General features: G+C 71.3%; 19 protein-coding genes. 8 read left to right on the top strand and 11 right to left on the bottom strand.

Annotated features, from left to right (window positions below; genetic code table 11):
* The 3 genes from ACFQRD_RS15975 to ACFQRD_RS15965 form a co-directional block, all read right to left on the bottom strand.
* Positions 1–960 carry a carbohydrate ABC transporter permease gene (locus ACFQRD_RS15975; RefSeq protein ID WP_377018650.1) on the bottom strand — a complete coding sequence of 320 codons (960 nt, stop codon included), beginning with the start codon at positions 958–960 and terminating at the stop codon, positions 1–3.
* Between the two features lie 69 nt (positions 961–1,029).
* Positions 1,030–2,334: an ABC transporter substrate-binding protein gene (locus ACFQRD_RS15970; protein WP_377018649.1), complete on the bottom strand. Its 1,305-nt coding sequence runs from the start codon at positions 2,332–2,334 to the stop codon at positions 1,030–1,032.
* A 30-nt stretch (positions 2,335–2,364) separates the two neighbouring features.
* Positions 2,365–3,447, bottom strand: coding sequence for a LacI family DNA-binding transcriptional regulator (locus ACFQRD_RS15965; RefSeq protein WP_377018648.1), 1,083 nt, complete (start codon positions 3,445–3,447; stop codon positions 2,365–2,367).
* Between the two features lie 296 nt (positions 3,448–3,743).
* Here ACFQRD_RS15965 and ACFQRD_RS15960 point away from each other — a divergent pair, with 296 nt between their 5' ends.
* The 8 genes from ACFQRD_RS15960 to ACFQRD_RS15925 all read left to right on the top strand — a co-directional run bounded on the left by ACFQRD_RS15960 (position 3,744) and on the right by ACFQRD_RS15925 (position 11,370).
* A complete protein-coding gene (locus tag ACFQRD_RS15960; RefSeq protein ID WP_377804758.1) occupies positions 3,744–5,276 on the top strand; it encodes a mannitol dehydrogenase family protein in 1,533 nt (510 codons plus the stop codon).
* Entirely contained in the window at positions 5,273–6,292 is a 1,020-nt protein-coding gene (locus tag ACFQRD_RS15955) for an L-idonate 5-dehydrogenase (protein ID WP_377018646.1), read from the top strand. Before ACFQRD_RS15960 ends, ACFQRD_RS15955 begins: the two co-directional genes overlap by 4 nt.
* A 100-nt stretch (positions 6,293–6,392) precedes the next feature.
* On the top strand, positions 6,393–7,046 hold the full coding sequence (locus ACFQRD_RS15950; RefSeq protein WP_377804757.1) for a bifunctional 4-hydroxy-2-oxoglutarate aldolase/2-dehydro-3-deoxy-phosphogluconate aldolase: 654 nt from the start codon (positions 6,393–6,395) through the stop codon (positions 7,044–7,046).
* The gene (locus ACFQRD_RS15945) at positions 7,043–8,074 is read left to right on the top strand and encodes a sugar kinase (RefSeq protein ID WP_377804756.1); all 1,032 of its coding nucleotides are present in this window, start codon (positions 7,043–7,045) and stop codon (positions 8,072–8,074) included. Before ACFQRD_RS15950 ends, ACFQRD_RS15945 begins: the two co-directional genes overlap by 4 nt.
* 49 nt (positions 8,075–8,123) lie before the next feature.
* Positions 8,124–8,597, top strand: coding sequence for a GNAT family N-acetyltransferase (locus tag ACFQRD_RS15940; RefSeq protein WP_377804755.1), 474 nt, complete (start codon positions 8,124–8,126; stop codon positions 8,595–8,597).
* Positions 8,569–9,009: a MarR family winged helix-turn-helix transcriptional regulator gene (locus tag ACFQRD_RS15935; RefSeq protein ID WP_377018641.1), complete on the top strand. Its 441-nt coding sequence runs from the start codon at positions 8,569–8,571 to the stop codon at positions 9,007–9,009. Before ACFQRD_RS15940 ends, ACFQRD_RS15935 begins: the two co-directional genes overlap by 29 nt.
* Positions 9,010–9,182: 173 nt before the next feature.
* Positions 9,183–10,547: an MFS transporter gene (locus ACFQRD_RS15930; RefSeq protein WP_377018640.1), complete on the top strand. Its 1,365-nt coding sequence runs from the start codon at positions 9,183–9,185 to the stop codon at positions 10,545–10,547.
* A gap of 157 nt (positions 10,548–10,704) precedes the next feature.
* Positions 10,705–11,370, top strand: coding sequence for a YoaK family protein (locus tag ACFQRD_RS15925; protein WP_377018639.1), 666 nt, complete (start codon positions 10,705–10,707; stop codon positions 11,368–11,370).
* A gap of 214 nt (positions 11,371–11,584) precedes the next feature.
* On the opposite strand, the gene ACFQRD_RS15920 is transcribed toward ACFQRD_RS15925, so the two are convergent.
* From ACFQRD_RS15920 to manD, 8 genes are all read right to left on the bottom strand, one after another.
* The gene (locus ACFQRD_RS15920) at positions 11,585–12,250 is read right to left on the bottom strand and encodes a GntR family transcriptional regulator (protein WP_377018638.1); all 666 of its coding nucleotides are present in this window, start codon (positions 12,248–12,250) and stop codon (positions 11,585–11,587) included.
* 10 nt (positions 12,251–12,260) lie between these two features.
* Positions 12,261–13,970, bottom strand: coding sequence for a dipeptide ABC transporter ATP-binding protein (locus tag ACFQRD_RS15915; RefSeq protein ID WP_377018637.1), 1,710 nt, complete (start codon positions 13,968–13,970; stop codon positions 12,261–12,263).
* 5 nt (positions 13,971–13,975) lie between these two features.
* On the bottom strand, positions 13,976–15,739 hold the full coding sequence (locus ACFQRD_RS15910) for a gamma-glutamyltransferase family protein (RefSeq protein ID WP_377018994.1): 1,764 nt from the start codon (positions 15,737–15,739) through the stop codon (positions 13,976–13,978).
* 113 nt (positions 15,740–15,852) lie between these two features.
* Positions 15,853–16,830: an ABC transporter permease gene (locus ACFQRD_RS15905; RefSeq protein WP_377018636.1), complete on the bottom strand. Its 978-nt coding sequence runs from the start codon at positions 16,828–16,830 to the stop codon at positions 15,853–15,855.
* Positions 16,827–17,783: an ABC transporter permease gene (locus tag ACFQRD_RS15900; protein ID WP_377018635.1), complete on the bottom strand. Its 957-nt coding sequence runs from the start codon at positions 17,781–17,783 to the stop codon at positions 16,827–16,829. Before ACFQRD_RS15900 ends, ACFQRD_RS15905 begins: the two co-directional genes overlap by 4 nt.
* On the bottom strand, positions 17,780–19,402 hold the full coding sequence (locus ACFQRD_RS15895; RefSeq protein ID WP_377804754.1) for an ABC transporter substrate-binding protein: 1,623 nt from the start codon (positions 19,400–19,402) through the stop codon (positions 17,780–17,782). The genes ACFQRD_RS15900 and ACFQRD_RS15895 overlap by 4 nt, the downstream gene beginning before the upstream one ends.
* A 235-nt stretch (positions 19,403–19,637) precedes the next feature.
* A complete protein-coding gene (gene mgtE, locus ACFQRD_RS15890; RefSeq protein ID WP_377804753.1) occupies positions 19,638–20,996 on the bottom strand; it encodes a magnesium transporter in 1,359 nt (452 codons plus the stop codon).
* Between the two features lie 26 nt (positions 20,997–21,022).
* The gene (gene manD, locus ACFQRD_RS15885; RefSeq protein ID WP_377804752.1) at positions 21,023–22,273 is read right to left on the bottom strand and encodes a D-mannonate dehydratase ManD; all 1,251 of its coding nucleotides are present in this window, start codon (positions 22,271–22,273) and stop codon (positions 21,023–21,025) included.
* Positions 22,274–22,360: the final 87 nt, after the last annotated feature.

The following is a 22,360-nucleotide window of genomic DNA, read 5'->3' as shown; positions in this document are numbered from 1 at the left end:
TCAGCGGCCCTCCTGGTCTTTGCGGGCACTGCGGTTCTGCAGCACCTGGATGCCACCGGCGATGACGACGATGATCAGGGTCAGCACGGTCGCGACCGCCGCCCCGTATCCGACCCGCGAGGTGTCGAAGAAGTTCAGGTACGAGTAGTACGAGGGCACGAGAGTGGAGCTCTCCGGGCCGCCGCGCGTGAGCACGTAGATCGGCGCGAAGACCTTCAGCGCTGCGATCGTGCAGGTCAGCACGATCACGAAGGTCTCCGGGGAGATCTGTGGGACGGTGATGGCGCGGAACCTGGCGAACCAGCCCGCTCCGTCGAGCTCGGCCGCCTCGTACAGCTCGGGCTCGACGCGCTGCAGGGCGGACATGAAGATCACGGTGGGGTAGCCGATCTGGATCCAGATCAGCACCAGCATCACCGAGGGCAGCGCGAGCGAGGGGTCGCCGAGCCAGTTGGGTGGGTCGGCGATGCCCAGCCCTTCGAGCATCGTGTTCACGGCGCCCGTCTGGCTGTTGAGGATCCAGTTCCACACGATGCCGGCGACCGAGATCGGCAGGATCTGGGGCATGTAGTACGTGGCGCGCAGGAACGCGGCGGTCTGGCTGTTCCAGTGCTTGGCGACGTAGTCGAACAGCATGGCGGCCAGCAGCAGCCCGATGAGGGTCGGCACCACGACCATGGCCGCGATCATCGAGATCGAGTTGCGGAAGGAGAGCCAGAAGGCCTCGTCGGCCAGCAGCGCGGTGTAGTTCTCCAGCCCGTTCCAGCGCTTGGGCGCGAGCCCGCCCTTCCAGCTGTGCAGGCTGTACCAGATGTTCAGCACGAAGGGGACGAGGATGACGACGAGGAAGGAGATCAGGCCGGGCAGCATGTAGGGCCAGTACCCGGCCCGGCTGTTCCTGCTCCGCCTGCGCCGCGGGGCCGGCGTCACCGCGGTCGGCGCGGCATCGGTCGTGGTCATGTGCTCTCCTCAGAGGGGTGGGGCGGACCGCTCGCGGCGGCCCGCCCCGGGGTGGTCCAGCTGGTGCTCTTACTCGCCGGTGAGGTCGGCGCGCCCGGTGGAGTAGCTCTCGCCGAGCTCTGCCATGGCGTCCGCAGGGGACTTCGAGCCGTTGATCAACGACTGCATCGCACTGACGACCTGGTCGTAGAAGCCGGCCACCGGCCAGTCCGGGTAGAAGGCAAGACCGTCGGCGTCGATGACCTCGGTGAAGTTCTCGGTCATCTCCTTGGTCTTCTCGTCCTCGATCGTGGAGGTGTCCCCGGCGACGGGCAGGCCGCCCTTCTGGCCGAGCAGGTCCTGGACCTCCTGGGTCATGGTGATCTCCATGAACTCGTAGGCCAGGTCCTTGTTGGCGGCATTGGTGGGCACGACCCAGAGGTTGCCGGAGGAGCCGATGGTCAGGTCCGTGCCGGGGAAGAGGAACTGCCCCCAGTCGTCGGACATCTCTGCCACCAGGCGCCCGAACCACCAGGAGCCGGAGAACATGATCGGGTAGGTGCCCGAGATGAAGGCGGTGCCCATGTCCTCGGCGGTCAGCCCGGCGGAGTCCGCGGAGATGTAGCCCTTCTCGACCCAGTCGGCGAAACGCTGGGCGCCGGCCATGATCGGATCCCCGGCGAAATCGACCTCGCCGTCGAACAGCTGATAGGCGTCCACGAAGCTGCGGTCACCGTGGGCGAGCACCAGCTGGTACCACAGCTGCCCGGCCGGGTACTCGGCGCCCGCTTCGGCGAGGGGGACGGTGCCCTGGTCGACGAAGGTCTGCAGGACCTCCTCGAACTCCTCGAGCGTGGTGGGGACGGAGACGCCGGCTTCGTCGAACATCCGCTTGTTGTAGAAGACGTAGACGTACTCGCCGTAGTTGGGCAGGCCGAACCAGTCGCCCGAGCCCATCAGCCCGGACTCGTCGTACCGCGAGGTGGCCTGCAGGCTCTCGGAGAGCTTGTCCCCCCAGCCGTTCTCGTCGGCGACCTCGGTCAGCGGCTCGAGCAGCCCCTGCGAGGCGAGCTGGCCGGCGGTGGAGTTGCCCTTGTTGTACTCCATCAGGTCCGGGACGTCGTTGCCGGTCAGCACGATCTTGGCGTTCTTCTGGAGCTGCTCGAAGGTCTGCTTCTCGACGGTGACGGTGACCTCGGGGTGCTTCTCCTCGAAGATCTCCTGCGCCCGGGCCCAGGCCTGGCCCATGGCGGAGTCCTCGTTCTCGTAATGCCAGATGACCAGGGACGTGCCGTCACCGGACCCGCCGCCGGAGCCGCACGCACTGAGCGTGGGGACGGCGGCGGCCCCGAGCGTCGTGGCCGCGGCGAGGGTGGTGAAATCTCTGCGCTTCATGGTTCCTACTTCCTTGTGAGGGACGGGCTGTCAGCTGCTGTCCGACGGACGCCGCGGATCGCGGGACCCGGTGCCGGGGATCGGAATGCTGGTGGGATCGCGGCGATCGCTGACGGAGTCGCCGTGGTATCGGGTGCAGGTCACGAGGACCTGGCTGGGGGCGGATTCCGGGTCGTCCAGCCGCGCGAGCAGACCGTCGACCGCCCGGCGGCCCATCTCCTCGCCGGGACCCTGCCAGCCGGCGAGCGTCGGCGTGGTCATCGATCCGGTGCGGCGGCTGGAGACGACGGTGACCACGGAGAGGTCGCGGGGCAGCTCGACGCCCATGAGCGCGAGCTCGTTGACGAGCCCGACGACGGCGAGGTCGTTCAGGGCGATCACGGCATCGGGGCGGTCCTCCCCGCTGAACAGGTCTCTCGCCAGGGCGCGACCGGCCTGGGGAGAGGCCTCGACCGTGTACTCCCGGTGGCGGATGCCGCGCTCGCCGGCGATCCGGGCGAAGGATTCGTGGGAGCGCACCGCGGGGGCGTAGCCGTCGGCCTCGAGGGCGCTCGAGCGGCCCAGCAGCGCCACGTCGCGGTGGCCGAGCTCGATCAGCTCGTCCAGGGCCTCGCGGACCGTGGCCTCGAAGTCGATGTCGACGTAGGGCAGGCGAGAGGTGTCGCCGGTACGGCCGATGGACAGGAAGGGCACGTCGGCTTCCGACAGGGCATCGATCCTGCGGTCCTCGATACCGACCTCGACCAGCAGGACGCCGTCGGCGTGCCCCTGGCCGACGAGGTCGATGAGCTCCTCGGGAGCGCGGTCGACATCGATCGGCCACACCGAGAGCAGGTATCCCAGTTCGGACGCCCGATCGTAGGCACCGCGGACGATCTCGAAGACGGTCTCGCCGGCGGTGAAGTCGAGCTCGGGCAGGTGCAGGGCGAGGATCCGGGTGCGCCGGCTGGCCAGGCTGCGAGCGATCGCGTTCGGCCGGTAGCCGAGCTCGGTCATGGCCTGCTCGATGCGTTCCTTGGTCGCCGGGGACACGGGCCGGTCCCCCGAGAGCATGTAGGACACGGTGCTCAGGGCGACGCCGGCATGGCGTGCGACCTCGCTCATCGTGGCCATCCCGCGTCCTCCTCGTCGTGGGTCGCGCTGTGCGGCGACTGCTGTGTCAACGCATCGAAGCGCTTCGTCGAAGCGTTTCGTCGAAGCGCTTCGACCGCTTAGTCTGCAACTCTTACTTAAGGACTGTCAAGATCGGCCTCGGCGCCTCCCCGTCGGCACGACCGACGCCTCGACCTCTTGATATGCTGATCGAAACATCCGTTCCGCGTTGTGGAACGCTTTGCGCCGGGCAGTCCCCCGGGTCGTGTTCCGGCGTCACGCAGACAGCGTGACCACGCACCAACCAGGAGGCTCCCGTGTCCACCTCCGGGGACGTCCCTCGTCTCGACAGGGCCCGCTCCGGCGGACTGCCCCGCCTCGGGGCCGCCGCCCCGTCGGACCCCTCCCGCGCCGGCATCATCCACCTGGGCCTCGGCGCCTTCCACCGCGCCCACGCGGCTGTGCACACTGCGCGAGCGCTCGCGGCCGAGGAGGGCGACTGGGGCATCATCGGTTTCGCCAACCGCTCCCGCTCCGTCGTCGACGCGATGAGCAGGCAGGACGGCCTCTACAGCGTTCTCGAGCTCTCCGAGAGCGGCACCCGGGCCGACGTCGTCGACGTCCACCGCGGCGTCGGGGTGATGGCCGAGGATCCGCAGGCCGTGATCCGGGAGGTCGCCGACGCCCATCGCCGGATCCTCACGCTGACCGTCTCCGAGGGCGGCTACTACGTCTCCCCGCGCACCGGTCACCTCGACGTCGACGCCGAGCCGCTGCGGGCGGACCTCGCCGATCCCTCCGCGCCCCGCACCGTGATCGGACTGCTCGCCCGCGGCCTCACCGTTCGCGCCCGCAGCGGCGAACCGTTCACCGTGCTGCCCTGCGACAACGTCTCCGCCGCCGGGCAGACCGCGCGCCGGATGGTCACCGAGTTCCTCGAGCACTCGGGGGCCGAGGACGACGTGCTGACCTACGTGCGCGACCAGGTCGCCTTCCCCGACGCCATGGTGGACCGCATCGTGCCCGCCACCACGCCCGAGACGTCCGACCAGGTCGCCGAGCTGCTGGGCGTCCGGGACGCCGCACCGGTGCGGGCCGAGCAGTTCTCCATGTGGGTGATCGAGGACGACTTCCCCGCCGGCCGGCCGGCCTGGGAGCGCGGCGGCGCCATCATGTCCGACGAGGTCGAGAAGTACGAGCAGGTCAAGCTGCGCATCCTCAACGGGCCGCACTCGCTGATCGCCTACCTCGGCGCTCTGGACGATCGTGGCACGATTCCCGAGGCCTTCGAGCAGGACTGGATCGCCGAGGCCACCCTCGCCCTCATCGAGCGCGAGAACGTGCCCACGATCGACCTCCCCGCAGGTTTCGACGTCGACGAATACATCGCTGACCTGCAGCACCGCTGGCGCAACCACGACCTGGGCCACCGCACCCGCCAAGTGGGGTCCGACGGGTCGATGCGCCTGCCGCAGCGTGTCCCGGTCCCGGCCCTGTTCCACCTCGAGCGCGGCGACATGCCGGCCCTGCTGGCCCTGACGGTCGCGGCCTGGTTCGCGTGCGTGATCCCGCCGCGCGGCATCGAGCCCGGTGAGCAGGCCCGGGCGATGAGCGATCCTGCCCAGCAGCGACTGCAGGAGGTCGCAGCCTCGGCCGCGACCCCGGCGGAGCACGCCCGGGTGCTGCTGGAGAGCGGATGCCTCTCCGCGCAGCTGGCCGAGCATGAGGAGTTCGTCGAGACCGTCGGCCACCTGCTGACCACCATCGTCCGGTCGGGCCCGCGCGCCGCGGCCGGCGAGGCCCTGTCCGCGTCCCTGACGTCCGCCCCCTCGAAGGAGAACCGCCCGTGAAGGCCCTGACCATCCATGCCGCAGGCGACATCCGCTGGCAGGACGTCCCCGACGTCGAGCCGGGCGAGGGCGAGGTGCGCCTGCGGGTCGCCTACGTCGGCATCTGCGGCTCCGACCTGCACTACTACTTCCACGGCGCCAACGGTGCGTTCGTCATCCGCGAGCCGCTGATCCCGGGCCACGAGCTGTCGGCCGTCGTGGATCTGGACCCCACCGGTGAGTACGCGCCCGGCACTCCGGTGACCGTGCACCCGGCCCGGTACGGCACCAGCCAGCCGGGCCTGGAGGACCGCCCCCATCTGTGGCCGCACGGTGACTACCTCGGCAGCGCCAGCGTGTTCCCTCACCGCCAGGGCGCCGCCGCCGAGTACCTCGTCATCGATCGCGGGAACCTGCGTCCACTGCCGGAGAACCTGCCGCTGCGTCGGGCGACCCTGGCGGAGCCCTTCGCTGTCTCCCTCCACGCCGTCACCATCGCCGGTGACGTCACCGGGAAGAAGTGCCTGGTCCTGGGAGCAGGGCCGATCGGTCTGCTGGCCGTCTCCGCCCTGCTGCACCGCGGGGCCGACTCGGTCGATGTGACCGACGTGCGCCCCGAGCCGCTCGAGCGCGCGGCGGCCCTCGGAGCCTCGAGGACGATTCAGGTGACCGACGAGGCCCCGGCCGACGACACCTACGACGTCGTGCTCGAATGCTCCTCGGCGCCGGCCTCGCTGTCCTCCGGCGTGCGCGCCGTGCGACCGGCCGGGATCATCGTGCAGGTCGCGATCCTGCCGGACACCGAGATCCCGGTGAACCTCGCCCGCCTGGTCGCCAAGGAGGTCCAGCTGCGCGGGACCCAGCGCTTCGACACGGAGATCGACGAGGCCATCGAGCTGCTGGCCGCCGACGAACGGTTCGACGCGGTGATCACCCAGATGCTCCCGGGCTCCGAGGCCACCGAGGCGTTCGCGACCGCGAAGGACGCCTCCCGCTCGGCCAAGGTGCTGCTGGAGCTGTCACCACCGCAGCGATGAGGATCGAGGCCGCCGGGGCTCGAGCCGTGCGCACCGCAGCTGTGAGAATCGGGGTGCAGGTGCATCCCGTCGACCGCCATCCACGACAAGGGGACCTCTCATGACCACCACCGACCGCCCCACCCTTCCCGAGCGCACCGCGGCCGCGCGCCTGATCGTGGTGATCCGCGGCGAGCGTGCCGACCAGTACGCCCCGATCCTGGAGACCCTCGCCGGCGCCGGCATCCGCTCCGTCGAGCTGACCCTCTCCACCCCCGGCACCCTCGAGGAGCTGCCGGGCCTGGTGGAGCGCTTCGGCGACCAGCTGGACATCGCCGTCGGCACCGTCACCGACCCGGGCGACCTGCGCACGGCCGCCAAGCACGGCGCCCGTTACATCGTCACCCCGATCACCCGCCCCGACCTGCTCGAGGCCGCCGCCGAGGCAGGCATCGCGATCATTCCCGGCGGCCTCACCCCGAGCGAGCTGCACCAGGGCTGGGCCGCGGGCGCGGCGGCGGTCAAGGTGTTCCCCGCCAGCGTCGTCGGCCCCGGCTACGTCAAGGACCTGCGCGGCCCGTTCCCCGGCATCCGAGTGATCCCCTCCGGCGGCGTGGACCTGGAGGCGGCCCGCCGCTGGCTGCAGGCCGGAGCCGACGCCGTCAGCGTCGGCGGCCCGCTGCTCGGCGACGCCCTCAAGGGGGGCAGCCTCGATGCCCTGGCCGATCGCGCCGTGCAGTTCGTCGGCGCGACCACCCGGGAGGCCGGGGCGTGAGCAGTCCCGCCGGCCCGCCCGCGCCCGCCGTCCCCGAACAGCCGGTGCCCGCGGGCTCCGCACCTTGGGTCGTGACCCTCGGCGAGACCATGGCGCTGATGCGCAGCGCCGCCGTCGGCTCCCTCGCCCACCTGTCCTCGGTGGACATCGCGCTCGGCGGCGCCGAATCGAACCTCGCGATCGGCCTGCGTCGCCTCGGCGTCCCGTCGGCCTGGGTCAGCCGGGTGGGCGATGATCCGCTGGGCACGCGGGTGATCCGCGAGGTCCGTGGCGAGGGCGTGGAGGTGCACTGTGGGATCGATCCCGAGCGGCCGACGGGGCTGATGGTCAAGTCGCGCCCCAGCGCCACCACCACGCGCGTGGACTACTACCGGGCCGGCTCCGCCGCCTCCGCGATCAGGCCGGAAGACCTCCCCGCGGGCCTCATCGAGCACGCCCGCCTCCTGCACCTCAGCGGCATCACTCCGCTGCTCTCGGAGACCGCGCACGCCACCAACGTGGCCGCCGTCCAGCGGGCCGTCGCCGCCGGCGTGACCGTCAGCCTCGACGTGAACTACCGCTCCCGCCTGGGCTCCCGCGAGCGCCTCGGCGAGCTGCTCGGGGACATCCTCGAGCACGTCGACATCCTCTTCGGCGGGCCGGAGGAGCTCTCGATCCTGGCGCCGGATGTCGCCGAGGATGATCACCGCGGGCTGCTGCGGGCGCTGTCCGCCGGGTCCCGCCGCGAGGTCGTCGTCAAGCTCGGCGCCGACGGGGCCGCGGCTCTCGCCGGGGGCGACGCCACGGAGATCGCTGAAGCACCTGGGCATGAGGTCGACGTGGTCGACACCGTCGGCGCCGGAGACGCGTTCGTCGCCGGCTACCTCAGCGCGCGCCTCGAGGGGCTCGATGTGCCCGCCCGCCTCACCCGGGCCAACGCCTGCGGAGCCCTCGCCTGCACGACCCCCGGCGACTGGGAAGGCTCCCCGCGCCTTCGCGACCTCGGCACGCTGCTCGCCGGGAGTGGCGCCGACCCGGTCAGCCGCTGATCCGCTGAGCCGGGCCGTGCTGCCTCCTGCGCGTGGCACACTTCTCGCCGTGGGCACGAGCGACGCGGTATCCGTACGGCCGACCTCAGCGGCCGACTTCGCGGAACTTCGGGCACTCTTCGACGATCCGTCCTTCCACGGCTGGGGCGGGCCGAGCCCCTTGCCGGATGCGGTGATCCGGGCGAAGTACCTCGGGGCGCGTCTGCCGGAGGTGGAGTGCTTCCTGGTCCTCCGCCACGGTGAAGCCGTCGGGCTCGCCCAGCTCCACGCCGCTGATGACAGGCACAGCGGCGGGATGGACCTGATCCTCCTGGCCCGGGTGCGCGGCGCAGGCATCGGCCGCGCGGTCGTCTCGATCCTGGTGGAGCGAGCGCGAAGTGTGCACGGATGGTCGCGTCTGACAGTGGACCCCGAGGGGCCGCCTTGTCTCGTGCGTCTCCCGCCCGGGCCGAGGACGTTGCACTGGTTAGCATTGCTCACTATCGTGAGTGCCTGTGACGACTCCTCCCCCGCCCTCCGCTGAGCTCTCGCAGCATCTTGCGCTGGTCTGCAGCCAGTTCTCGCGGCTCGCCGCCCGACGGTCCGAGGTCGGGGTCGGCACGGTGTCCTGGCGCGTGGTCGCCACGATCGACCGGCACGGACCGCTGCGCCTCAGCGAGATCGCCGACCGTGAGCGGGTCTCCCGTCCCACGGCGACCACGGTCATCAAGCGTCTCGAGGAGGAGGGCCTCGTCCAGCGTGAGCTCGATCCCGACGACTCCCGCTCCTCGCTCGTCTCCATCACCGATCAGGGCTCGGCCCAGCTCGCGCAGTGGAGAACGCAGCTCGCGGACGGGGTCGGGACGCTTCTCGACCCCCTCCCCGCCGAGGACCTCGACGCGCTCGATCGGGCCGCGGAGATCCTCGCCCGCATCGTCGACACGCACGACGGGTAACCCGCACGACGGCATGGCCGTCGGCCCGTCGACCCGAGAGGTCACACGGCTGCAGGCCGGCGTCCTCGTGCCCGCCCGGTGCCCCCGCCGGCGAACGCGTGCCCTGCGCCGACGACCACATCCCGAACCGCCCGCCCTTTCCCCATCCCATCCCGCTCGAAGGACTCTTCCGCATGGCTTCCCAGGCTCCCGAGTCGGCGTCGCGACACGCCGCCACCTCACCGTCGGCCCCTCAGACCGCTCCCGCTGACCGCCCGCCGTCGGCCTCGCAGACCGCGCCGGCCGGCAGCTCTGCCCCGACCCTGCGCGAGGCTTTCCGCCAGCCCAAGGCCGTGTGGGCGATCGCCTTCGCCGCGACCGTGTCCTTCATGGGCATCGGCCTGGTCGACCCGATCCTGCCTGCCATCAGCACCCAGCTCGAGGCCACGCCCTCGCAGGCGATGCTGCTGTTCACCAGCTACCTCTTCGTCACCGCGATCGCCATGTTCTTCACCAGCTGGTTCGCCTCGCGGGTGGGCGTCAAGCGCACCCTGCTGATCGGCCTGACCCTGGTGGTCATCTTCGCGGCGCTGGCCGCAGGGGCCGGATCCGTCGGCGAGATCATCGGGCTGCGGGCCGGCTGGGGCCTGGGCAATGCCCTGTTCATCTCGACCGCGCTGGCCGCGATCGTGGGTGCGACCGCCGGGCCCAGCGCCGGCGCGATCATCCTCTACGAGACGGCGCTCGGCATCGGCATGGCCGTCGGACCGCTGCTGGGCGGGCTGCTCGGCCATGTCTCCTGGCGCGCCCCCTTCGCGGGCACCGCCGTGCTCATGGCCGTCGGTTTCCTCGCGATCATGGTGCTGCTGCAGAAGGAGGCCAAGCCCGCACACGTCTCCCCGCTGGCCTCGCTGCGGGCGCTGGCCCACCCGGCGCTGCGCACCCTCGCCCTGACCGCGATCTTCTACAACTTCGCCTTCTTCACGCTGCTGGCCTACTCACCCTTCCCCCTGGAGGACGCAGCCGCCGCCCACGGACTCGAGTTCGGCGCCCTCGGCATCGGCGGCGTGTTCTTCGGGTGGGGCGTGGCACTGGCGATCACCTCGGTGTTCGTCGCCCCGATCCTGACTCGCAGGCTCGGGCTGATCCCCACCCTGCTGGGCACGCTCGGGCTGCTCACCGTGCTGATGCTGGTCCTCAGCGTCTTCCATGAGTCGATGGCCGGCCTGGTGGTGCTGATCGTGATCGGCGGCCTGCTGCTGGGCATCATGAACACCGCCCTGACCGAGACCGTCATGGAGGCCACCGACCTTCCGCGTGGAGTGGCCAGCTCCGCCTACTCCGGCGTGCGCTTCCTCGGCGGGGCGATCGCCCCGGCCGTCGCCGGCCCGCTCGCGGCCGCGACCGCAGCGGGTGCTCCGTATCTGCTGGCCGCTGCCAGCGTGGTGGCCAGCATGCTCATGCTGGTCATCGGCCGGCGCCACCTGGACTCGGTCGGCCAGCACCACCTCACCGGTGTCGAGGAGGCCGAGGCGATCACGGCCGGCGACGAGGCCTGAACCCGCCGAAGGGCCGCCGAACGCCAGGGCACCTGGCGAACGCCACGCAGTGCACGATCGGGGCGGCGTGCAGCCGAGAAGGACTCTCGCGTAGTTGAGCGTGTCCACTGCCTGGTCAGCACGTCGAGGGGTTACCTGCTTGTATACAATCCGCAACATGGTGCGCGCTCGTCCACATCTCACCCTCATGCTCGCCCTGACCTTCTCGACGGGGGTGATCGATGCGGTCGGCTACCTCGGTTTCGACCGGGTCTTCAGCGGCAACATGACCGGCAACGTGGTCCTGCTCGGGATGGGACTCGCGGGCGCCAACGGGCTCCCGATCGTCCGGCCGGCACTGGCCCTGCTCGGCTTCCTGGCGGGGGCCGTCCTGGGCGGGCGCGTGCTCGGCCCCACCCCCAAGGGCACGTGGACCACGCGCACCACAGTGCTCCTGGTGCTGGTCACGGCCGGTCTGCTCGGTTCCGCGATCATCGCCGCGCTGCCCGGCACGCCGTCCCATGCGGTCCTCGGAGCCGCCACCACCACTCTGCTCGCGGTGGCGATGGGCATGCAGGCGGCCGCGGCCCGGCGCCTCGCCGTCGCCGACGTCACCACCGTCGTGGTCACCTCCACCATCGTGGGGCTGGCCGCCGATTCCCGTCTCGCCGGCGGCACGGGCGAGGCCTGGGGCCGACGGATCCTGGCCATCGTGCTCATCGTGCTCGGCGCCTTCGTCGGCGCACTGACGCTCTACATCTCGTTGTGGCTGGGTATCGCGGTGACCGTCGCCGTCACCCTCAGCGTCGCGATCCTCGGGCACCGGCTGCGCGAGAGCGAGTGAGAGAGCCCGCACGTCTCAGAAACGTTCCCGCGGGAACGCTTTCGAGCCGTAGACGTTCCCGCGGGAACGTCTACGAGATGCGCGCGTTCCCGCGGGAGCGTTCTCCGGGCGGGTGAATCGCCGCGCCGACCCGGGATCGCCGCGTCGCCCCGGGATCGCCGCGTCGACTCGGGTGGGCGGCGGCAGCTCACGCCCGGCGGACCCGACCGGCCCCTCAGGCCTGCTCGGGCGTACGGGAGGCCAGGAAGGCGTTCCGGGAGCGTTCGAGGTGGCGGGACATGAGGTCGCTGGCCTCGCGGGCGTTGCCGCGGCCGATGTGCTCGAGGATCTCCCGGTGCTCGTTCCATGCGGCGTCTCCGCGGTGGCGCACGTGGGCCGGGGCCAAGGCGTGCATCCACTGCGTGCGCCCGGTGAGCTGGCGCAGCAGCGAGGTGAAGCTGGCCCGCCCCGACAGCGCCCCCAGCGCATTGTGGAAGCGCACGTTCAGAGCGGCCAGCTCCTCCGGACGATCTGCAGAGATGGCGTCGTCACCGGCTCGCAGGATCTCGTGCGCCGCCTCCCATGCCGCTGCCCATTCCGGGTCCCCCTGCGGCGAGGTCAGGCGGGCGGCGCGCTCGGCCGCGGTGCGGGTCGTGGAGGTCTCCAGCACGATCCTCATGTCGAACAGCACGCGCATATCCTCATGCTCGGGCTCGGCCACGCGGGCCCCGGCGTTGGGGCGCAGCTGCACGTAGCCGTCGGTGGCGAGCTCACGCAGCGCCTCCCGGACGGGGACGCGGGAGATTCCGAACTGCTGGGCGAGAGCGACCTCGCGCAACCGTTCGCCGGGGGCGAGGGCGCCGGTGATGATCGCCTCGCGCAGGTCGCCAGCGATTCTCACCGCCGCCGGATCAGACATTCATGAACTCCCGACCCGGCGCTGCCTCGAGCAGGCCACGGGTGTAGTCGTGGGTAGGATCGCTGATCACTGTACCGGTGGCTCCGGTCTCCACGATGCTGCCGCGGTGCATGACCACCACGTCGTCGGCGAGGTTCGCGACCACCGCCAGGTCGTGCGTGATGAACAGGCAGGAGATGCCCAGCTGCGTCTGCAGGTCGCCCAGCAGCTCCAGGATCTGGTCCTGGACGAGGACGTCGAGCGCGGAGACCGCCTCGTCGCACACCAGCAGCTGCGGGGAGCTCGACAGCGCCCGGGCGATCGCGACCCGCTGGCGCTGACCGCCGGAGAGCTCTCCGGGCAGGCGGGAGTCCACCTCGCGTGGCAGCGCCACCTGGTCCAGCAGCTCCGCGACGCGCCGAGCCCGCTCGGCCCGGGTGCCGATGCCGAAGACCGCGAGTGGCTCGGCGATGATGCGCTGCACCGTCCACGTCGGATCCAGCGAGGAGTAGGGGTCCTGGAAGACGGGCTGGGCGAAGCGACGCAGGTCGCGGCGCACCGATGAACGGCGCGTGTCCACCGGGCGGCCGTCCATGAGCACCGTGCCCCCGCTGGCCTTCTCCAGTCCGAGGATGATCTTGGCGAGCGTCGATTTGCCCGAGCCGGATTCGCCGATGACCGCCGTGGTGCGGCCGCGGCGGGCGGTGAAGGAGATGCCGTCCAGGGCGACGACCTCACTGCGGCCGCCGCGCAGCCGGTAGACCTTGCGCAGGTCCTCGATGCGCAGCACCTGCTCACGACGGGCCTGCGCGGACGAGCGCGGGGGCGGCTCCTCCTGCCGCGGCGCGACCTCGAGGGTGGGCGAGGCCTCGACCAGCCGCTTGGTGTACTCCTCCCGGGCCGATCGCAGCACCGCGTTCGGCGATCCGCGCTCGATGACACGGCCCTCGTGCATGACCAGGATGGTGTCGGTGCGGTCGGCGGCCACCCCGAGGTCGTGGGTGACGAACAGCAGGGACATGCCGCGCTGGACGACGAGGCGCTCGAGATGGTCGAGGATCTGCTTCTGCACGCTGACGTCGAGGGCGCTGGTGGGTTCGTCGGCGATGATCACGTCGGGGTCCCCGGCGAGCGCGATCGCGATCAGCACCCGCTGACGCATGCCGCCGGAGAACTCGTGCGGGAACTGCTTGCGGCGCCGTTCGGCCTCGGGGATGCCGGCCTCGGTCATCAGCCGGACGACGTCCTGCGTGATGGCGGCGCGGTCGCGGTGGCCGTAGGCGCGCAGGGCGTCGGCGATGTGGTCGCCGATGCGCATCGTGGGGTTGAGGTTGGTCATCGGGTCCTGCGGGACAAGGGCGATCCCCTGCCCGCGCAGCCGGCGATAGGTGGCCTCGGGGGCGCCGGCGAGCTCCCGGCCGCGGTAGCGGATGGAGCCGGCGGTGATCCGGCCGGCGCCGGGCAGCAGCCCCAGGATCGCCGAGATCGTCGTGGACTTGCCCGATCCCGAGCCGCCCACGATCGCGGCGCGCTCTCCCGGCGCGAGGGTGAGACCGACGTCCTGGAGGACCGCGGTGTCGCCGTAGGCGACCGACAGGTCCCGGATCTCGAGGACGAGCTCGTCCTGCGGGGCCGACGGGGCGGCTCCGGCGGCCGGGCGCTCCGGGGCCGACGGCTGCTGCGGGGCCGAGATGCCGGGGTCGTGCTCTCTCGCATCGTTCATGCCGCTCACCGTCCTGCCGCGTAGCCCTGGGCGCCGCGGGGATTCGCGGCGGATCGGAGGATCCCGGTGGCCGGGTCCCGGCTCACGCAGGACAGCCGCCCCAGGGCCCAGTCGCCGGCCCGGACCACGCGATGACCGCGTGCTTCGAGGCCGGCGATGACGTCGGGTCCCAGCCGGTCCTCGACCACCGCCCCGCCCGGTGTCCACGTGCGCGGCCAGAACGAGCCCGGCATCGACGTGGTGTGCAGCGCGGGCGCGTCGATGGCCTGCTGCGGTTCGAGGCCGCCCACGAGCACCCGCAGCAGGAACAGCAGCTGCCACTGGTCCTGCTGGTCGCCGCCGGGGGAACCGCAGGCGAGCACCGGGATGCCGTCGCGCAGCACGAGGGTCGGGGTCAGGGTGGTGCGCGGTCGCTTCCCCGGCCGCAGGGCGGAGGGCATGTCCTCGTCCAGCCACATCATCTGCAGGCGGGTGCCCAGGCAGAACCCGAGCCCGGGGACGGCCGGTGAGGACTGCAGCCAGCCGCCCGAGGGGGTGGCGCTGATGATGTTGCCCCAGCGGTCGACGACGTCGATGTGGCAGGTGTCCCCGCGTGCCTCGCCGCTGGGCCGGACCGTCGGCTCCCCGGCGCCGTGGTCGACGTCGCCGCCGGTGGCCTGCGCGAATTGTTCCTCGGTGACCAGGGGCGGCAGCGGCAGGGGCCCGTCGCCGACGCGGCCGGGGCGGAACTCGTGGGAGGCCTCCTCGGTGATCAGGGCGCGCCGGGAGGCGATGTACTCCTCGCTCAGGAGGGTCTGCAGCGGCACCTGGCCATCGCCGTAGTGCGCGTCGCGGTCGGCCAGGGCCAGCTTCAGCGCCTCGAGGATGGTGTGGGCGCCGAGCTCGGTGGCCGGGTCGAGGTGGTCGTCGTCGAAGCCGTCGAGGAGGCGCAGGGCCTGCAGCAGCACCGGGCCCTGGCCCCAGGGGCCGGTCTTGGCGATCGTCCATCCGCGGAAGCTGGCGGTCGCGGCGGGCTCGAAGGTGGCCTCGGTGGCGGCGAGGTCGGCGGCCGTGATGACGCCGGCGTGGTCGGCGCCGTCGGAGTGGCGATGCGGGGTGCGCACGAACTCGGCGATCGCCTCGGCGACCGGTCCGGTGCGCCACCGCTCGCGGGCCGCCTGGATCCGGGCCGCGCGCCCATCGTCCTCGGTGCCGGTCTCGACAGCCTCGCCGGCTGCGATGAGGTCGCGCAGCACGGCCGCGTACTCAGTATTGTGCACGAGCTGCCCCGGGGCGGGCGGCGCACCGTCCGGCATCCACAGCGCCGCCGAGCTGGGCCAGTGCTCGGTGAACATCTGCGAGAGCGCCTCGATCTGGGCGCTGACTCGGGCGAGCACGGGGTGGCCGTCCTCGGCGAGCTCGATCGCGTAGGCCAGGACGTCGGCCAGCTCCCACGTGCCGTGCTCGGCCAGGAGCTTCAGCCAGGCGTCGACCGCCGTGGGGATCGCGGCCGCCAGGGCGCCTGTGCCGGGAACCCGTTCGAGCCCTTCGGCGCGGTAGTGCTCGATCGTTGCGCCCGCGGGGGCGGCGCCCTGGCCCATCATCACCACCGGCGTGGGGTCCTCCGCCGTGGCGAAGACCCCGGTCATGTCGCCTCCGGGGCCGTTGAGATGCGGCTCGACCACGTGCAGCGCGAAGGCCGCGGCGGTGGCGGCGTCGAAGGCGTTCCCGCCGCGCTCCAGGACGGCCTGAGAGCACGCGGTCGCGATCCAGTGGGTGGTCGCGCTCATCCCGAAGGTGCCCTCGAGAGTGGGACGGGTGGTCGGACCGGGCGGCACCACGAACCCGGGCTGCGGGCGGCCGGAGCTGGTCGAGGTGGAGGGGCTGGTCGGGCTGGAGGGCGTCATCGGCGGCTTCCCTTGGTCACGGACGGATCGAAGGCATCCCGCAGGGCGTCTCCGAAGATGTTGAAGGCGAGGCAGATCAGGACGATCGCCAGGCCGGGAAAGATCGCCGCGGACGACGACCGGTAGATGTACTGCTGGGCGTCGGAGAGCATGATCCCGAGGCTGGGCGAGGGCGGCTGGATGCCCAGGCCGAGAAACGAGAGGGTCGCCTCCCCGATCACGGCCACCGGCATGATCACCGTGGCCTGGACGATGATGGCGCTGACCGCGCCCGGCAGGATGTGCAGTCCCAGGATGCGGGGCGCCGAGGCATCCGTCGCGATCGCCGCCTTGACGAACTCCGTCTCACGCAGTCGCAGCGTCTCGCCGCGCACCACCCGGACCATGGTGGGGATGTTCGCGATGCCCAGTGCGAGGGCGGCATTGGTCAGGCTCGCCCCGGCGATCGCCGTCAGCCCGACGGCGAGCACGAGGAACGGGAAGGCGAGGGCCACATCGGTCAGGCGGGAGACGACGAGGTCGGCCGGCCGCCAGTAGCCGGCGAGCAGTCCCAGCGGGGTGCCGATGCCCACGGCCAGCACGATCGTCAGGAGGCCGACGATCATCGAGGCCCGCACCCCGTGCAGCAGGCGGGAGAGGATGTCGCGGCCCAGGTCGTCGGTCCCCAGCGGGTAGCCGACGGTGCGGGGCACCTGGAACGGGTGGGCGAAGTTGGTCTCGGCGAAGCCGTGCGGAGCGAGCAGGGGCCCGAGGACGGCCGCGCCCACCACGAGCGCCACCAGTACGGAGCCGATGACGCCCTGGGGCGTGGAGACCAGTGCGCCCAGCACGCTCTGGCGCCGGGGCGTGCCCGCGACCGGCGCGTCCGTCGGGCCCTTCGCACCGGGGCCCGGCGTGGCCGTCCCGGCGGTGGGGCCCGAGCTCGAGCCGGTGCCCCGGGCGGGGGTCGAGGGGGTTCTCAGCGCGTCGGTCACGAGGTGGCACCGCCTGTCCGGATCTGTGGATTGATGACGGAGTAGAGGACGTCGACGAGAATGTTGATCAGGACGTAGCCGGCGGTGATGACCAGCACCACGGCCTGGATCACGGGATAGTCGCGGGCGAAGACGGCATCGAGCGTGAGCCGTCCCAGGCCCGGCAGCGCGAAGATGCGCTCGGTGACCACCGCCCCGGAGATGAGCGCTCCCAGCTGCAGGCCGACGATGGTGACCAGCACGATCAGGGAGTTTCGCAGTCCGTAGCGCAGCAGGATGCGCCCGCGCCCGATGCCGGTGGCGCGGGCGGTGCGCACGTAGTCGGTGCTCATGGTCTCGATCATCGAGGCTCGGGTCTGCCGGGTGATGACCGCGGCGAGGCTGGTCCCCAGGATCACCGAGGGCAGGAACAGGTGGTGGATGCCGCGTATCGGGTCCTCCAGCACATCGACGTATCCCGAGGCGGGGAACCAGCCCAGTCCGACGGCGAGCAGCAGGATCGCCAGCAGCCCCAGCCAGAAGTTGGGCACGGACAGCCCGATGAGGGCGAAGAGATTGGCGCCCACCTCTTCGGGACGCCCACGGCGTCGCTCGGCGAGCATGCCGAGCGTGATCCCGACGATCACGGCCACCAGGATGGCGAACCCGGAGAGCCACATGGTCACCGGCAGCGTGGTCGCGATCATCTGGGTGACGGGCTGGCCGGTGCGGGTGGAGGCGCCCAGGTCGCCGGTGACGATGCTCTGCAGGAACGCCAGGAACTGCACCGGCAGCGGTTCGTCCAGGCCCAGTTCGGTGCGCACCGCGGCGACCTGCTCCGGGGTGGCCTCCTCCCCCGCCATGGCCAGGGCCGGGTCGCCGGGCAGGGCACGCACGCCCAGGAAGATGACGAGGGCGGCGATCAGCAGCGTGGTCAGCGCCTCGGCCATTCGCACGAGCAGGAAACGGATCATGAACGATCACCATCCAGGAAGGCGGCGTGGGAGAGGTGGACGACCCCGTCTGCGTACACGGCCACGCCGGCGACGTCATCGCGGTGAGCGGTCAGGCTGCGCACGCGATAGAGGTAGATGAAGGCATTGACCTCCTGCATGCGGGCGACCGCCTCGCCGTAGACCTCGGCGCGCTCGCCGATATCGGTGACCTGGGTGGCGTCCTCCAGCAGCCGGTCGACCTCGGGGTCGGAGACTCCCGGGTAGTTGTTGCCGCCGCCGGTGGTCCAGAAGGAGTAGGCGTTGCCGTGGGGGTCGACACGGCCGGACCATCCCAGCAGCACGACCTCGAAATCCCCGCGGCTCTGTGCGTCCAGCACCGCCGTGTACTCCATCGGCGCGACGTGGATGGCGAACCCGGCCTCCTTCGCCTGGGCCTGCAGGGCCTGGGCGTAGCGCAATCCGTCCTGGGTGTTCGAGACCGTCACCCGGACCGGGTACGGGATCTCCACCCCGGCCTCCTCGAGGAGGGCCTTCGCGGCGTCCGGGTCGTAGGCCGGCAGATGGCGGCTCTCGGGCGAGGTATACGGTGAGGAGGGCGAGATCGGGGAGCCCGCCGCCGTGTACCAGCCGTTGAAGACGGTGTTGACCAGGGCGTTCCGGTCCACGGCGTGGGACAGGGCCTGTCGCACGCGCTCGTCGGTGGCCAAAGGGGTGCTCGGGGGCTCCTGCCCCTCGGGGGCGTGGCCGACGTTGACGGTCAGCCCTTGGTAGCCCAGTGACTCCACCTGCAGGGTGCCCACGCCGTCCACGGCCTGGAGCGCTTCGAAGTCCTGCGGGGAGATGCTGTCGGCGACGTGGACATCACCGGACTGGATGTTGGCGGCGCGGATGTTCGCATCGGTCATGATCCGGTAGGTGATGCGGTCGAGATGGACGTTGTCCGCGTCGTAGTACAGAGGATCAGCCTCGACCTCGATGGCAGTCTGCGGCACGCGACGGACGAACTTGAACGCGCCGACGCCGACGGGGTGGTTGCCGAAGTCCTCCCCGAGCTCGTCGAGCGCCTGCGGCGACATGATCATGCCGGCGCGATCGGCCAGGGCCGCGGTGAACGGGGCGAAGGGGCTCTCGAACTTCACGCGCACGCGCAGCGGCTCTATGGCCTCCACGGCGCTGATCGGCCCCAGCTCGGAGGCACGGGTCGAGCCCTCGAGGGTGAGGTGGCGTTCGAGAGTGAGGCGTACGGCCTCCGCGTCGAACTCGGCTCCGTCGGCGAACAGGACGCCGTCCTTGAGGGGGATCTCGACGGTGAGGCCGTCCTCGGAGATCGTGGGCAGCTCGGTGGCGAGCATGGGCACGATCTCGCCGTCGGCCGAGATGTCGTAGAGCTTCTCGCACATCGTCTGCATGACGAAGCGCGTATACAAAGAGCTCGAGGTGGTGGGGTCCAGCCGGTCCGGCTCGGAGGACAGCGCCATGACCAGATGCCCGCCCTCGCGGAGCGGCCTGCCGTCAGCGCTGACCTGCTTGCGCTCGGGGCGTTCGGGCGGGTCTCCCAGTGGCTGGAGCGGCACGCACCCCGTCACCAGCGCAGCAGCGCCTGCTGCTCCGAGACCCAGTGCTGAGCGTCGTCTCACGTGGCCACCTCCGTCCTGCTGCGGGATGACGAAGAGTTCGGGGGGTCAGGACCTCTCCGACGACACGTCGATCCGAACTGCTCGGATCCGAACTCCTCGCGTCGTCACGCCACTTTTGTATACATTCCGGCGCCAGACGAGAGAGGGGCGCATGGTGGACACAAGATCACGGACCGATAACGGCGACGCCGTGCGATCGGACTCCGAGCAGCGGGAGCCGGCGCGAGCGAGCCCCTCAGAGCCCGAGGACGGCCGTGGCGATCGTGAAGTAGATGATCAGGCCGGTGGCGTCGCAGAACGTGGAGATGAAGGGGTTGGAGAACACGGCCGGATCCGCCCCCACCCGCTTCGCCACCAGCGGCATCAGGCCGCCGACCATCGCCGCCATCATGCACACCGACAGCAGGGTCGCCCCCATCACGAGGCCGATGGGCCAGCCGTAGACCAGCCCCGCGATCACGAGCCCGAGGCTGCCGAGGACGGCGCCGAGGGTGGCCCCGACCCGCAGCTCGCGCCACACCACCCGCGGGAGATCGCGCACTCGCACCTCCCCTGTCGCCAGCGCCCGGGTCACGGTGGTCGCGGCCTGGTTGCCGGTATTGCCGCCGGTGCCGGTCAGCAGCGGGATGAACAGGGCGAGCACGACGACCTGGTGGAGCCGGTCCTCGAAGATCTCGAGCACCTGGACGGTGAGGATCGCCGAGACCGCCAGGATCAGCAGCCACACGATGCGGCTGCGCACGATCCGCAGGATCGGCGTGGAGAGGTAGGCCCGGGGCAGCGGCTCGGACCCCCCGGTGCGCGCGGAGTCCTCGGCGTTCTCCTGCTCGATGATGTCGACGGCATCATCGATGGTCACGATCCCCACCAGCCTGCCCTCGCGATCGAGGACGGGCATCGCCAGCAGCTTCGCGCCGAGGAATCGCCGCGCCGCCTCCTCGCGGCCGTCGGTGGCCAGGGCGTGGACGGCCTCGTGGGCGAGGTCGCCCACTAGCTGCTCCTCGTCCGAGACCAGCAGCCGGCGCAGGCCCACGACGCCGAGCAGGCGTCGCGTGCCGTCCACGACCGGCAGCATGTAGATCGTCTCGGGCTCGTCCGCGTGGGAACGCACGTGCTCCAGCGCCTCGCGCACGGTCGCCGACGGCCGCAGGGTGAGCATCTCCGGCGACATGTACCGGCCGATGGAGTCCCGCGGATATCCCAGCACCACCGTGGTCATGGCGCGCTGACCGGCGTCAAGACCTCGCATCAGGCGCTCGGCGACCGAGGCCGGCAGCTCGTCGAACAGGGAGGCCCTGTCATCGGGGTCCAGGTCGTCGATGATCTCGGCGACCTGGGGAGCGCGCAGCCCGGAGATCAGCCCCGCCTGGTGGTCCGCGGGCAGCGCCTCGAAGACCGCCAGTGCGGTGCCCTTGTCGAGCACGCGGAACAGCAGCGCGGCCTCCGTGGCGGGCCGGGACTCAACAAGATAGACGAGCTCCGCGGTAGGCAGGAGGCCGGCCTCGAGGGCCAGCTGTTCGAGCTGGCCCTCGCCCAGCGGCTCGGCGCGCAGCAGGGTGAGGACGGAGTCGACGGTCGTCTGGGTCTCGCTCACCGTGCCATTGTCGCCGAGGCCGCCGCTCACCAGTCGTGCACGGAACCGTCCCGCAGCCGATTGACGGGCAGATAGGCCGGCACGTACTCGTGGGCCGCCGCGGCCTGCTCGTCGAGCTCGACGCCGAGCCCCGGGGTCTCCCCCGGGTGCAGCATGCCGCCGTCGACGCTGTAGCTGGTACGGAACACCTCGAGCGCGGTGGCCGAGTGCGGCATGTACTCCTGGATGCCGAAGTTGTGGATCGCCAGGCCCAAGTGGAGGTTCGCGGCCATGCCCACGGGAGAGACGTCCGTCGGCCCGTGGAAGCCCGAGCGGATCCCGTAGATGCCGGCGAAGGTCATGATCTGGCGCAGACCGGTGATGCCGCCGGCGTGGGTGGTCGAGGAGCGCACGTAGTCGATGAGGCGCTCGGTGATCAGCGTCTGGTAGTCGTGGACCGAGTTGAACACCTCGCCGATCGCCAGCGGGGTCACGGAGTGCTGACGCACCAGGCGCAGCGCGGCCTGGTCCTCGCCGGGCGTGCAGTCCTCCAGCCAGAACGGGTCGTAGGGCTCGATCGCCTTGGCGAGCTTGGCCGCTTCGATGGGCGACATGCGGTGGTGCCCGTCGTGCAGGAGCCGCAGCTCGCCGCCGAACTGCTCGCGCACCGCGGCGAAGACCGAGGGCAGGTGGCGCAGGTACGCGGCGGTGTCCCAGGTCTCCTCCGTCGGCCGCAGCGCCGCGGGCTCGGAGCCATCGGTGGCGGGCCGGCCGGCGGGCTCGTACTCGTAGGCAGCCCCCGGGGCCGCGTCGTGAACGCCGTAGATCTGCCCCAGGCCCGGCACCCCGCTCTGGATGCGCACAGCCTGGAAGCCCTGGTCGACGTATCCGGCAACGGCGTCGTTCAGCCGTTCGATGGTGCTGCCGGAGGCGTGGACGTAGGCCATCAGCCCGGTGCGGGAGGCGCCGCCGAGCAGCTTGTACAGGGGCTCGCCGGCCTTCTTCGCGGCGATGTCCCACAGGGCCATGTCCACCGCGGCGACGGCGGCCATGGTGACGGGCCCGCGCCGCCAGTACGGGCTGCGGTAGAGGTACTGCCAGGTCTGCTCGATCGCGGACTCGTCGCGGCCGACGAGGGTGGGAGCGACGTGGTCGCGCAGGTAGGAGGCGACCGCGAGCTCGCGTCCGTTCAGGGTGCCGTCACCCCAGCCGATGATCCCGTCGCTGGTGGTGATCTTGAGGGTCACGAAGTTGCGACCGGGGCTGGTGACGATGACGTCGAGGCGCTGGATGCTCACTGGGGGACCCTCCTTAGTGCGGCCTTGTTCGGTAGGGTCGTGACCACTCGGTCCCGGCGGGTGCATGGCCTAGGATGCGAGCCGTTC

This window comes from Brachybacterium sp. GCM10030268 (assembly GCF_042666305.1).
Classification (GTDB): domain Bacteria; phylum Actinomycetota; class Actinomycetes; order Actinomycetales; family Dermabacteraceae; genus Brachybacterium.
This window is presented reverse-complemented; position numbering and strand designations above follow the sequence as displayed.